The sequence below is a fragment of the Bacteroides sp. An279 genome (assembly GCF_002159615.1).
Classification (GTDB): domain Bacteria; phylum Bacteroidota; class Bacteroidia; order Bacteroidales; family Bacteroidaceae; genus Phocaeicola; species Phocaeicola intestinalis.
The window spans coordinates 1-11,762 of record NZ_NFJA01000106.1; the positions used below are offsets into that span (position 1 = coordinate 1).

At 47.8% G+C, this 11,762-nt stretch carries 9 protein-coding genes, 7 tRNA genes and 2 rRNA genes; 10 read left to right on the forward strand and 8 right to left on the reverse strand.

All coding sequences use genetic code 11. From position 1 onward, the window contains the following. The 10 genes from B5F78_RS14360 to B5F78_RS14405 all read left to right on the forward strand — a co-directional run. Positions 1-120: ribosomal RNA gene (locus B5F78_RS14360) — 23S ribosomal RNA — on the forward strand; the annotation flags it as partial. A 57-nt stretch (positions 121-177) separates the two neighbouring features. After that, positions 178-288, forward strand: a 5S ribosomal RNA gene (gene rrf / locus B5F78_RS14365). Positions 289-440: 152 nt separating this feature from the next. Further along, positions 441-1,607 (forward strand): nicotinate phosphoribosyltransferase, encoded by a 1,167-nt coding sequence (gene pncB, locus B5F78_RS14370; RefSeq protein ID WP_013618796.1) that lies wholly within the window; start codon positions 441-443, stop codon positions 1,605-1,607. Between the two features lie 283 nt (positions 1,608-1,890). Continuing rightward, positions 1,891-3,387, forward strand: coding sequence for a 2-isopropylmalate synthase (locus B5F78_RS14375; protein WP_013618797.1), 1,497 nt, complete (start codon positions 1,891-1,893; stop codon positions 3,385-3,387). Between the two features lie 25 nt (positions 3,388-3,412). Beyond that, positions 3,413-4,813, forward strand: a complete 1,401-nt coding sequence (gene leuC, locus B5F78_RS14380) for a 3-isopropylmalate dehydratase large subunit (protein WP_087407041.1) — start codon at positions 3,413-3,415, stop codon at positions 4,811-4,813. Positions 4,814-4,870: 57 nt separating this feature from the next. Continuing rightward, complete coding sequence (locus B5F78_RS14385) at positions 4,871-5,245, forward strand: four helix bundle protein (protein ID WP_022039219.1); 375 nt, start codon at positions 4,871-4,873, stop codon at positions 5,243-5,245. A gap of 72 nt (positions 5,246-5,317) precedes the next feature. Further along, positions 5,318-5,914: a 3-isopropylmalate dehydratase small subunit gene (gene leuD, locus B5F78_RS14390; RefSeq protein WP_013618799.1), complete on the forward strand. Its 597-nt coding sequence runs from the start codon at positions 5,318-5,320 to the stop codon at positions 5,912-5,914. Positions 5,915-6,145: 231 nt separating this feature from the next. Further along, positions 6,146-7,672: an alpha-isopropylmalate synthase regulatory domain-containing protein gene (locus B5F78_RS14395; RefSeq protein ID WP_013618800.1), complete on the forward strand. Its 1,527-nt coding sequence runs from the start codon at positions 6,146-6,148 to the stop codon at positions 7,670-7,672. Between the two features lie 117 nt (positions 7,673-7,789). Beyond that, positions 7,790-8,851: a 3-isopropylmalate dehydrogenase gene (leuB, locus tag B5F78_RS14400; RefSeq protein WP_013618801.1), complete on the forward strand. Its 1,062-nt coding sequence runs from the start codon at positions 7,790-7,792 to the stop codon at positions 8,849-8,851. Between the two features lie 90 nt (positions 8,852-8,941). After that, positions 8,942-9,763, forward strand: a complete 822-nt coding sequence (locus B5F78_RS14405; RefSeq protein WP_087407042.1) for a tetratricopeptide repeat protein — start codon at positions 8,942-8,944, stop codon at positions 9,761-9,763. Positions 9,764-9,831: 68 nt separating this feature from the next. On the opposite strand, the gene B5F78_RS14410 is transcribed toward B5F78_RS14405, so the two are convergent. The 8 genes from B5F78_RS14410 to B5F78_RS14445 all read right to left on the reverse strand — a co-directional run bounded on the left by B5F78_RS14410 (position 9,832) and on the right by B5F78_RS14445 (position 11,568). Continuing rightward, positions 9,832-9,904: transfer RNA gene (locus tag B5F78_RS14410), tRNA-Gly, on the reverse strand. Positions 9,905-9,929: 25 nt separating this feature from the next. Next, positions 9,930-10,002, reverse strand: a tRNA-Gly gene (locus B5F78_RS14415). A 7-nt stretch (positions 10,003-10,009) separates the two neighbouring features. Further along, a tRNA-Leu gene (locus tag B5F78_RS14420) sits at positions 10,010-10,090 on the reverse strand. 10 nt (positions 10,091-10,100) lie between these two features. Beyond that, a tRNA-Gly gene (locus B5F78_RS14425) sits at positions 10,101-10,176 on the reverse strand. A gap of 9 nt (positions 10,177-10,185) precedes the next feature. After that, positions 10,186-10,268 (reverse strand) — tRNA-Leu (locus tag B5F78_RS14430). 23 nt (positions 10,269-10,291) lie between these two features. After that, positions 10,292-10,372: transfer RNA gene (locus B5F78_RS14435), tRNA-Leu, on the reverse strand. A gap of 13 nt (positions 10,373-10,385) precedes the next feature. After that, positions 10,386-10,458, reverse strand: a tRNA-Gly gene (locus B5F78_RS14440). Positions 10,459-10,665: 207 nt separating this feature from the next. Then, complete coding sequence (locus B5F78_RS14445; RefSeq protein WP_022039217.1) at positions 10,666-11,568, reverse strand: DMT family transporter; 903 nt, start codon at positions 11,566-11,568, stop codon at positions 10,666-10,668. Between the last annotated feature and the right edge of the window lie 194 nt (positions 11,569-11,762).

An 11,762-nucleotide genomic window follows, 5' to 3' on the forward strand; every position in this document is an offset into this window, starting at 1 on the left:
AGCCTTCCGCAAGATTAGATTTCCCTGAGGGCCGTCATAGACGATGACGTTGATAGGATGCAGGTGTATAGGTGGAGACACCACAGCCGAGCATTACTAATTGCCCGAGACTTTCGCGGCGTGTTTATTGTATAGTTTGTTGGTTGCCTGTCGCAGGTCACTTTTCCTTCATGGCATTAAGGTGGCTATGGCACGAAGGTTCCACCTCTTCCCATTCCGAACAGAGAAGTTAAGCTTCGTCACGCCGATGGTACTGCGTAACAGTGGGAGAGTAGGTAGCCGCCGTTTTGGGATCCTTCCCCGGTCTGATGTCCGTGGGAGGATCCCTTTCTCTTTTTGAGATTATGCATTTCTTTTTTATTTCAGATCGGCTATATAATATTTAAGGTGAACTTGCGGAACAATGAAATAAATTGTATCTTTATGCCAAATTGGAAGTTATGGTTATAAAGACAGTTTTGGATACAGATTTGTATAAGTTTACCACCTCGTATGCTTATATTAAATTGTTTCCGTATGCGATGGGAACGTTTAGTTTCAAGGATCGCGATGATACGGAATACACAGAGGGTTTCTTGAATGCCTTGAAGAATGAGATTCATAATCTTGCTTTGGTGTCTTTGCGTAAGGAAGAATTAGAGTACATGTGTTCGCATTGCCGGTTCTTGCCCCGGGTATATTGGGAATGGCTTTTTTCCTTTCGTTTTGATCCGGATAAGATTCATGTGTATTTGGACGAAGAACGCCATTTACACATGGAAGTTACGGACTTATTATATAAGGTAACGTTGTATGAAGTGCCTTTGCTGGCGATTATTTCAGAAATAAAGAATCAGTTCTTAAACCGTATACCGGACCGTCAGGACATCATAGCCCGTTTGTCTGGAAAAGTCAGCTTGTCTAATACGCATCACATGCCTTTTTCTGAATTTGGCACCCGCCGCCGTTTTTCGTTTGATGTACATGAAACAGTCGTTGCCTATTTGAAAGAACATGCCCGCTACTGTACGGGAACTTCCAATTGTTTTCTTGCCATGAAATACAACCTGCTTCCGATGGGGACCCATCCGCACGAATGGTTTATGTTTCATGGTGCGCAATTCGGTTACAAGCATGCCAATTATATGGCTTTGGAGAATTGGGTAAATGTGTATGACGGCGATTTGGGTACAGCTTTGTCGGACACATATACGTCAGATGCTTTCCTTTCGAATTTCAGCCGCAAGCAAGCCAAGCTGTTCGATGGGGTACGGTGTGATTCCGGGGACGAGTTTGAGTTTGTAGAACATCTGATTGCCCGGTATAAGGAATTGGGGATTGACCCTACTACGAAAACCATTATTTTCAGCAATGCGCTGGATTTTGAGAAAGCGCTTCATATTTTTGAATATTGCCAGGGGAAAATTCGTTGTTCTTTTGGCATCGGAACGAATCTGACTAATGATACAGGCTATACTCCTTCTAATATCGTGATGAAGTTGTCGCGTTGCAAGATGAATGTAAACCAAGAGTGGCGCGAATGTGTGAAACTGTCTGATGATATGGGAAAGCACATGGGAAGTAGCAAAGAATTGGATGCTTGTCTGTATGAATTGCGCTTAAAGTAGGCTTAAATGTGTAAAATTGTTGCTGAATTTGATAAAAAACTTTCATTCTATTTTGTTTTATCGAAATAATGTCTACCTTTGCATCCGTAAAATAAAAAAAGAAACAGATGAATGCATTGTTTATACATATTTTGCTATGCGGTTTGATTATTCTATTGGTGAAGCCAGTGGGAAGCAAGGCGCGTGCGTAAATGTATAACGGTACAAGATATATGTAAAGCCTTTCCCACTTCTATGTGCGAAAGGCTTTTTGTTTGAATGACGATTAAAGATAATAAATGCTATGAGTGAAAGATTGTTTATTTTTGACACGACCTTGCGCGACGGGGAACAGGTTCCCGGATGCCAGTTGAATACGGTTGAAAAGATTCAGGTGGCAAAACAGTTGGAAGCGTTGGGTGTGGATGTGATTGAAGCCGGATTCCCGGTTTCCAGTCCGGGTGATTTTAATTCGGTGATTGAGATATCAAAAGCGGTTACGTGGCCTACCATTTGTGCGTTGACTCGTGCCGTGCAGAAAGATATTGACGTGGCAGCCGAAGCTTTGAAGTATGCCAAGCATAAACGTATTCATACGGGTATAGGCACTTCCGACTCGCATATCAAGTACAAGTTCAACTCCACGCGTGAAGAAATCATCGAGCGTGCGGTGGCTGCCGTGAAATATGCCCGCCGCTATGTAGACGATGTGGAGTTTTATGCCGAAGATGCCGGACGTACCGACAATGAATACTTGGCACGGGTGGTTGAAGCGGTTATTAAGGCGGGAGCCACGGTGGTGAACATTCCCGATACTACGGGGTATTGCCTGCCGGATGAGTATGGGGCTAAAATCAAGTATTTAGTCGACCACGTGGACGGTATTGACAAAGCTGTCATTTCTACCCACTGCCACAACGATTTGGGAATGGCTACAGCCAATACCATCAGCGGTGTGCTGAACGGAGCCCGTCAGGTGGAAGTGACCATCGACGGTATCGGAGAACGTGCCGGCAATACAGCGCTCGAAGAAGTGGCAATGATTTTGCGTTGCCACAAGCATCTGAACATTGATACCAACATCAATACCCAGAAGATTTATCCTACCAGCCGTATGGTTTCCAGCCTGATGAACATGCCCGTGCAGCCTAACAAGGCGATTGTGGGGCGGAATGCCTTTGCACACTCTTCAGGTATCCATCAGGACGGTGTGCTGAAGAACGTGCAGACGTACGAAATCATTAACCCGAAAGACGTGGGAATCGATGATAATGCGATTGTACTGACTGCCCGGAGCGGACGTGCGGCATTGAAGCATCGTTTGCATGTGCTGGGTGTGGAAATGAATCAGGAGAAGCTGGACAAGGTGTATGAGGATTTCCTGAAACTTGCCGACAAGAAGAAGGATATTACCGATGACGATATTCTGGTGATTGCAGGTGCCGACCGCAATGTGAATCATCACATCAAGCTGGAATACTTGCAGGTGACCAGTGGTGTCGGCGTGCGTTCGGTGGCAAGCCTGGGCTTGAATATCTCGGGCGAGCATTTCGAGGCCGCCGCTACCGGTAACGGGCCGGTGGATGCTGCCATTAAGGCGGTGAAACAGATTATCAAACGTCAGATGACCTTGAAAGAGTTCACCATTCAGGCAATCAGTAAAGGGAGCGACGATGTGGGTAAGGTACACATGCAAGTGGAATACGACGGACAGATGTATTATGGCTTTGGTGCCAATACCGATATCATCGCGGCTTCAGTGGAAGCGTATATCGACTGCATTAATAAATTCAGAAAATAACGGAACGAGATAACATTTGAAACGTATGGCTAATACTTTATTTGATAAGATTTGGGATGCACACGTGGTGCAGAAAGTGGAAGACGGTCCCACGCAATTGTACATCGACCGCCTTTATTGTCACGAAGTGACCAGTCCGCAGGCATTTGCCGGCATGCGGGCGCGGGGATTGAAATGCTTCCGTCCGGAACGGATTTATTGCATGCCCGACCATAATACGCCGACACACGACCAGGACAAGCCCATCGAGGATCCGGTTTCGAAGGCGCAAGTGGATGCATTGGCAAAGAATGCCGCCGATTTCGGATTGACTCACTTCGGTATGATGGACAAGCGGAACGGCATTATTCACGTGGTGGGTCCCGAACGGGGACTGACATTGCCAGGCATGACGATTGTCTGTGGCGATTCGCATACTTCTACACACGGTGCGATGGGAGCGGTTGCCTTCGGTATCGGCACCAGCGAGGTGGAAATGGTAATGGCTTCTCAATGCATCTTGCAGGCACGTCCGAAGACCATGCGCATTACCATTGACGGCAAATTGGGAAAAGGAGTGACTGCCAAGGACGTAGCCCTTTATATGATGTCGAAAATGACGACCAGCGGCGCGACCGGTTATTTTGTGGAATATGCCGGCGAGGCTATCCGTAGCCTGACGATGGAGGGACGTCTTACTTTGTGTAACTTATCTATCGAAATGGGTGCCCGTGGCGGTATGATTGCTCCCGATGAAGTGACTTTCGAATACATCAAAGGACGTGAATATGCGCCGAAGGGAGCAGATTGGGACAAGGCTGTGGCGTACTGGAAGACGTTGAAGAGCGATGAAGATGCCGTGTTCGACAAAGAAGTGCGTTACGATGCCGCCGATATCCAGCCGATGATTACCTACGGAACCAATCCGGGTATGGGCATGGCGATTACGGACCATATCCCTACCACCGAAGGCATGAGCGAGGTAGAGAAAGGTTCGTTCGAGAAATCGATGCATTATATGGGCTTCCAGCCGGGCGAGTCTTTGTTGGGCAAGAAAGTCGATTACGTGTTCCTCGGCGCTTGCACCAACGGTCGTATCGAAGACTTCCGTGCTTTTGCATCTATCGTGAAAGGGCGTAAGAAAGCGGAGAACATTACTGCTTGGCTTGTGCCGGGTTCGTGGATGGTAGATGCGCAAATTCGTGAAGAGGGGTTGGATAAAGTGCTTGAGGAAGCAGGCTTTGCTATCCGTCAGCCGGGATGTTCGGCTTGTCTGGCGATGAACGATGACAAGATTCCCGCAGGCAAATATGCCGTATCTACCAGCAACCGTAATTTCGAAGGCCGTCAAGGTCCTGGCTCACGCACGTTGTTGGCAAGTCCGCTGACCGCAGCCGCCGCAGCTGTAACGGGAGTGATAACAGATCCACGGAGTCTAATGTGCTAATAAATAATTTGTTAATGTGCTAATGAAGAATGTGTTTAATGCACTAATAATATTCTAATGAAACGGGTGACTGGAAATAGAATTGTGGATTTGAGTTTCGATTTTGCTTTGCAGGTTATTGCATTTTCAGAACGATTAGAATCGGAACGGAAATATGCAATAGCAAATCAATTGTTGCGGTGTGGAACCTCGATAGGAGCCAACGTATCCGAAGCACAAAATAGTGAAAGTAAAATTGATTTTATCCATAAGTTGAAAATTGCCGCTAAAGAAGCCGAAGAAACAAAATATTGGTTGTTGCTTTGCAAATACGCAGACAGTTATCCTTTTGAGGAAAGTTTATTAGTGCAGATTCACGAGATTCAAAAGTTGCTAACAAGTATAATCACAACAAGTAAAAAGACTGTGGAGATAAACAATAAAGACAAGTAATTTAGCCTATTATTAATTGGCTCATTATTAATTAGCACATTGTTTATTTCCACATTGTCACATTAAATTATTATGAAACAGAAATTTGATATAATTACCAGCACTTGTGTGCCTTTACCGCTCGAAAATGTAGATACCGACCAGATTATACCGGCACGTTTCCTGAAGGCCACTACACGCGATGAAAAATTCTTTGGTGATAACCTGTTCCGCGATTGGAGATACAATCCGGACGGTTCGCTGAACAAAGACTTTGTGTTGAACAATCCGACATATGGCGGGCAAATCCTGGTGGCAGGCAAGAACTTCGGAAGTGGTTCCAGCCGCGAACATGCGGCGTGGGCGATTGCCGGTTACGGCTTCCGTGTAGTAGTATCCAGTTTCTTTGCCGATATCCACAAGAATAACGAATTGAATAATTTCGTGCTTCCGGTGGTGGTAAGCGAAGGGTTCCTGAAAGAACTGTTCGACTCTATCTTTGCCGACCCGAAGACGGAAGTAGAAGTAAACCTTCCTGCCCAGACCATTACCAACAAGGCGACAGGCAAGTCGGAAACCTTCGAAATCAATGCCTATAAGAAGCATTGTCTGATGAACGGGCTGGACGACATCGATTTCCTTGTAGAAAACAAGGATAAAATCGAGGCTTACGAGGAAGAACACAGATAACACGTTATATTTTTCACCACAGATTACGCAGATTTTTTCTGTTTATAATTAATATTGATAAAGATTAATGAATATCCTCATAGATAAAAGGAGTTAGAAGGGAGTTATGTCTTCGGCAGGAGTTAAATGCCAATAGCACAGAAGTATTGGCTTCTTAACTCCTTGCCGGCTAAATGCGGACATTTATAAAAGATTAAATCTGTGTAATCTGTGGTGAGTAAAAAAAGTTTTATGGAAAATCATCCGAGAATAGAAATCATGGACACCACGCTCCGCGATGGCGAGCAGACCAATGGCGTGTCGTTCGTGCCCCATGAAAAATTAATGATTGCCCGCTTACTGCTTGAAGACTTGAAAGTCGATCGTGTGGAAGTCGCTTCGGCACGGGTGTCTGAAGGGGAATTCAATGCGGTAAGGATGATATGCGACTGGGCGGCGCGGCGGAACATGCTTCCGCGGGTCGAAGTGTTGGGTTTTGTCGACGGCCACGTGTCGGTCGACTGGATTCACGATGCTGGATGCAGGGTCATTAACTTGCTTACGAAAGGCTCGGAGAAGCATTGCACGTACCAGCTGAAGAAGACTCTTGACGAGCATATCGAGGACATACGGGCGGTGGTATCGTATGCGCACGAACGGGATTTGGATGTCAACGTGTACTTGGAGGACTGGAGCAATGGCATGAAAGATTCGCCTGCTTATGTCTTTGGGCTGGTCGACGGCTTAAAGGATTGCGGTATCCGTCGGTTCATGTTGCCCGATACGTTGGGCATTCTCAATCCGCTGCAGGTCATTGAGTATATGCGGAAGATGAAGAAACGTTATCCCGACCTGCACTTCGATTTTCATGCGCACAACGATTACGACCTTGCCGTGAGCAACGTGCTGGCGGCTGTGCTGAGTGGGGTGAAAGGACTTCATACCACCATCAACGGTTTGGGCGAACGGGCGGGCAATGCTCCCCTTGCCAGTGTGCAGGCGATTTTGAAAGATCATTTCCATGCCGTGACCAATATCGATGAAAGCCGTCTGAACGATGTGAGTCGGGTGGTCGAGTCGTATTCGGGCATGAGTATTCCTGCCAATAAGCCGATAGTGGGCGAAAGTGTTTTCACGCAGGTAGCGGGCGTGCATGCCGACGGGGATAATAAGAATAACCTGTATTGCAACGATTTGCTTCCCGAACGTTTCGGCAGGGTACGCGAGTATGCTTTGGGAAAGACTTCGGGCAAGGCGAATATCCGCAAGAACCTGGAAAGCCTGGGCTTGGAACTGGACGAAGATTCGATGCGGAAAGTGACCGAACGTATCATCGAATTGGGCGACCGGAAAGAACTGGTGACACAGGAAGATTTGCCCTATATCATCAGTGATGTGCTGAAACACGACGGAGCGCAAAATAAGGTGAAACTGTTGAGCTATTTCGTCACCCTTGCTCAAGGATTGAAGCCGATGGCTACGCTCAGCATCGAAATCAACGGCAAGGTGTATCAGGAAAGTTCATCGGGCGACGGTCAGTATGATGCTTTCGTGCGTGCCTTGCGCAAGATATATAAGGGTACGTTGCAGCGCAAGTTTCCGATGCTGACCAATTATGCCGTGACCATCCCCCCCGGCGGACGTACCGATGCCTTTGTGCAGACCGTCATCACGTGGAATTACGAGGACCGTGAGTTCCGTACCCGCGGTTTGGATGCCGACCAGACGGAAGCGGCAATCAAAGCGACCATTAAAATGTTGAATATAATTGAAGAATAACAATCAGTTGACAAGGTACCAGGTACTAGTTGACTAGGTCTTGAATAGTTTTGTAAATGCTATATTAAACCTGGTCACCTGGTACCTGGTTTCCTGGTTACCTAAAAAAGAAGACCTATGGAATTTAAAATTGCAGTATTAGCCGGTGACGGCATCGGGCCTGAAATCTCTGTTCAGGGTGTCGATGTCATGACGGCTGTTTGTGAGAAGTTTGGACATAAAGTAAGTTACGAATACGCTATCTGCGGTGCAGATGCCATTGATAAGGTGGGCGACCCGTTCCCGGAAGAAACCTATCAGGTATGCAAGGATGCCGATGCCGTATTGTTCTCGGCGGTGGGCGACCCCAAGTTCGATAATGACCCTACGGCAAAGGTACGTCCCGAGCAGGGCTTGCTTGCCATGCGCAAGAAGCTGGGACTGTTTGCCAATATCCGTCCGGTGCAGACCTTCAAATGTTTGTTGCACAAGTCTCCTTTGCGTGCCGAACTGGTGGACGGTGCCGATTTCCTTTGCATCCGCGAGCTGACCGGAGGCATGTATTTCGGCGAGAAATACCAGGACAACGATAAGGCGTATGACACCAATTATTATACCCGTCCCGAAATCGAACGTATCCTGAAGGTAGGTTTTGAGTATGCCATGAAGCGCCGCAAGCACCTGACGGTAGTCGATAAGGCGAATGTGCTTGCATCGTCACGCTTGTGGCGTCAGATAGCCCAGGAGATGGCTCCTCAATACCCCGAAGTAACCACCGACTATATGTATGTCGACAATGCGGCAATGCGCATGATTCAGGAACCGAAGTTCTTCGATGTCATGGTGACCGAGAATACGTTCGGCGATATCCTGACCGATGAAGGTTCTTGCATCAGCGGCTCCATGGGCTTGCTCCCGTCCGCTTCTACTGGCGAAAGCACGCCGGTGTTCGAACCCATTCACGGTTCGTGGCCGCAGGCTAAGGGGTTGAACATAGCCAATCCGTTGGCGCAAATCCTTTCCGTGGCAATGCTGTTCGAATACTTCGATTGTAAGGAAGAGGGTGCCCTGATACGCCGTGCCGTAGACGCTTCGCTGGATGCTTGCGTGCGTACGCCCGAAATCCAGGCAGAAGGCGGTGCCAAGTATGGTACAAAAGAAGTTGGCGCATGGATTGTGAATTATATTAAAGAAGCTTGATTTTTTCACCACAGATTACACAGATTTTTTCAGTTAATAATTTTAAAGATTAAATCTGTGTAATCTGTGGTGAAAGTAAACATTTGTTTTATGCGAAGACTGATTATCATAGCGTGTGTCTGCCTGTGCTCGTTCGGACTGTATGCCCAAAACTATAACGAGCTGGTGGAAGAAGCGATGGCTTGTGCACAGAAGGACAGTTTGGCGCGTGCCGAACAGCTTTTCCGCGAAGCCTTGAAGCTCGACCCTAAGAATGCCCGCAACGCCTTGCTTTTTTCCAACCTCGGCACGGTCTTGAAGCGTCAGGGAAAGGCGGACGAAGCCATCGAAGCCTATACCATGGCGTTGAATATCACGCCATACGCTACGGCTATCCTTCTGAACCGTGCGGCATTGTATCTGGATAAAGGCTTGCTCGAAAAAGCATACATTGACTATTGCAACGTCATCGACCTTATTCCCGAAGAGAAGGAAGCACGCCTGTTCCGCGCCTATATCTACATGCAGCGTCATCAGTATAAGGAGGCGCGTATCGACTATAATGTCTTATTGGGCAAGGATGCGAAAAACAAGCCTGCCCGTATCGGGCTTGCCATGCTTGACCAGAAGGAAGGAAAGTTCATTGCAGCCCGTGACCGCCTGAATCTGTTGGTGGAAGAATATCCGCAGGATGCATCACTCTTGAAAATGCGTGCCAATGTGGAACTGGAGCAGGAATTTACCGATATGGCCTTGCTGGATCTTGAGGCTGCGGCAAAGCTTGACCCGAATGACGCTGACGTATATGTGATGATGGGCGACATTTATGTCCGCCAAAAGAAGAAACACCAGGCACGTCAGGCCTACGAGCAAGCTATTAAATTGGGTATATCAGCTCTTCAATTGGAAGAAAAGCTGAAAGAGGTCAGATGAACCCATATCTGGCTCTTAAGACATAAAAAACGAAATGAGAGACTGGGATAACCCAATCTCTCCTTACGAGCGGCAAACGAGACTCGAACTCGCGACCCCGACCTTGGCAAGGTCGTGCTCTACCAACTGAGCTATTGCCGCAATGAAACCCAAAATAACTAACGTGAGCGGAAAACGAGACTCGAACTCGCGACCCCAACCTTGGCAAGGTTGTGCTCTACCAACTGAGCTATTTCCGCAATGATGTGCCCAGAACAGGACTCGAACCTGCATGCCTCTCGACACACGCACCTGAAACGTGCGCGTCTACCATTCCGCCACCTGGGCATCATTACTGTGGAGCGGAAAACGAGACTCGAACTCGCGACCCCAACCTTGGCAAGGTTGTGCTCTACCAACTGAGCTATTTCCGCAACAACGCGTGAAGAGAAGGAGACTCGAACTCCCACGACATAATGTCACTACCCCCTCAAAGTAGCGCGTCTACCAATTCCGCCATCTCTCCGATAAACAAACTTAAAAAGAACGTGCCCAGAACAGGACTCGAACCTGCATGCCTCTCGACACACGCACCTGAAACGTGCGCGTCTACCATTCCGCCACCTGGGCATTATTACTATAGAGCGGAAAACGAGACTCGAACTCGCGACCCCAACCTTGGCAAGGTTGTGCTCTACCAACTGAGCTATTTCCGCAACAATCGTTGTTTTGTTTTGCGGTTGCAAAGGTAATGCTTTTTCTCAAATCAGCAAACAAACTGCTTGTTTTTTTGCGAAAAAATGTTTCTTACCGGAACTTAAAGCAGGAAAACGGAGCGGCAAGCTACCTTTTTCCTGCTTCAGAAATCAGACTTTTACACGGATGTATGTAGAGCCTGTTTAAATTTTCCTATAAAGAGAATCCTACCGGCTCCCCAGATACAGGAAGAACATGCCGAGAAGCACCAGTGCGAGATCGACCGCCTTGCTCCGCAGGTTCTTTTCGCGGAACACCATGGCACCGAAGAGGAACGATACCACCACGCTTCCCCGCCGCACCATCGACACGATGGAAATCATCGAGTCGTCCATTCCTAAGGCATAGAAATATACGAAGTCTGCCGCCGAGAGGAAGAGGGAAATCAGCGGGATGCACCAGTCCCAGTGGAAAGGAGTAGTGGTCTTGCGTTTCGGAAGCCACAGGAACATCAGCACCGCCCCCATCATGAAGAGCTGGTAAATGTTATACCAAGCCTGCACCACCATGTTGTTGAACATTCCCATCAGGTATTTGTCGTACAGGCCGCTGATAGCTCCCAGCAAGGCGGCAAGCACCACGAACCACACCCAGCGGTTGTGTTCGAAGCTGATGCCTTCTTTCTTGCCCGAGCGGCTTAGCATGAAAAACGATACCACCGCCAGCAGCACACCAATCCACTGGTACAGGTTCAGCCGCTCGCCGAAGATGAGCAATGCGCCCACCAGGGTCATTACAGGGCGTGTGGCGTTAATCGGCCCTACGATGGTAAGGGGCAGGTGCTTCATTCCGAAATAGCCGAAGGTCCACGATGAAAGTACAATTACCGATTTCAGCACAATGTATTTGTGCACTTCCCAGCCTCCCGTTTCGGGTACGAAAAATATCGTGTCCTGCAATGCCGACGGACAGAACCTGGACACAAGGATGAAGGGGATGAAGATGAGGCTGGAGAACAGCGTGTTCAGCGCCAGTACGGGGAGCACCGCATTCCCGTTCAACGATTTCTTTTTGAACACGTCATAAAAGCCCAGCAATGCCGCCGAGCAGAATGCTAATAATAACCACATGTCGTTTCGTTTAGTTTCTAAATCGGGTGCAAAGGTACGAAAAACAATTGGTTAATTAATGCATGGAGATACATAAGAAACTATTTTGAGAAGCTGTTTTGAATTTATCGTGCGATGATTTGGGATGAGTTTTTGAGGCATTTTCGCTTCTGTGATGAGGAAGATAGCGGGCTATCTGACGAAGAACAGGAGCG

What these genes read in the sequence shown, in the direction of transcription:
- B5F78_RS14375 (WP_013618797.1), top strand. Translation starts at nt 1,891, where the DNA reads ATGAGTGAAAGATTGTTTATTTTTGACACGACCTTGCGCGACGGGGAA.
- leuD (WP_013618799.1), top strand. Translation starts at nt 5,318, where the DNA reads ATGAAACAGAAATTTGATATAATTACCAGCACTTGTGTGCCTTTACCG.
- B5F78_RS14395 (WP_013618800.1), top strand. Translation starts at nt 6,146, where the DNA reads ATGGAAAATCATCCGAGAATAGAAATCATGGACACCACGCTCCGCGAT.
- pncB (WP_013618796.1), top strand. Translation starts at nt 441, where the DNA reads ATGGTTATAAAGACAGTTTTGGATACAGATTTGTATAAGTTTACCACC.
- leuC (WP_087407041.1), top strand. Translation starts at nt 3,413, where the DNA reads ATGGCTAATACTTTATTTGATAAGATTTGGGATGCACACGTGGTGCAG.
- B5F78_RS14405 (WP_087407042.1), top strand. Translation starts at nt 8,942, where the DNA reads ATGCGAAGACTGATTATCATAGCGTGTGTCTGCCTGTGCTCGTTCGGA.
- B5F78_RS14445 (WP_022039217.1), bottom strand. Translation starts at nt 11,568, where the DNA reads ATGTGGTTATTATTAGCATTCTGCTCGGCGGCATTGCTGGGCTTTTAT.
- B5F78_RS14385 (WP_022039219.1), top strand. Translation starts at nt 4,871, where the DNA reads ATGAAACGGGTGACTGGAAATAGAATTGTGGATTTGAGTTTCGATTTT.
- leuB (WP_013618801.1), top strand. Translation starts at nt 7,790, where the DNA reads ATGGAATTTAAAATTGCAGTATTAGCCGGTGACGGCATCGGGCCTGAA.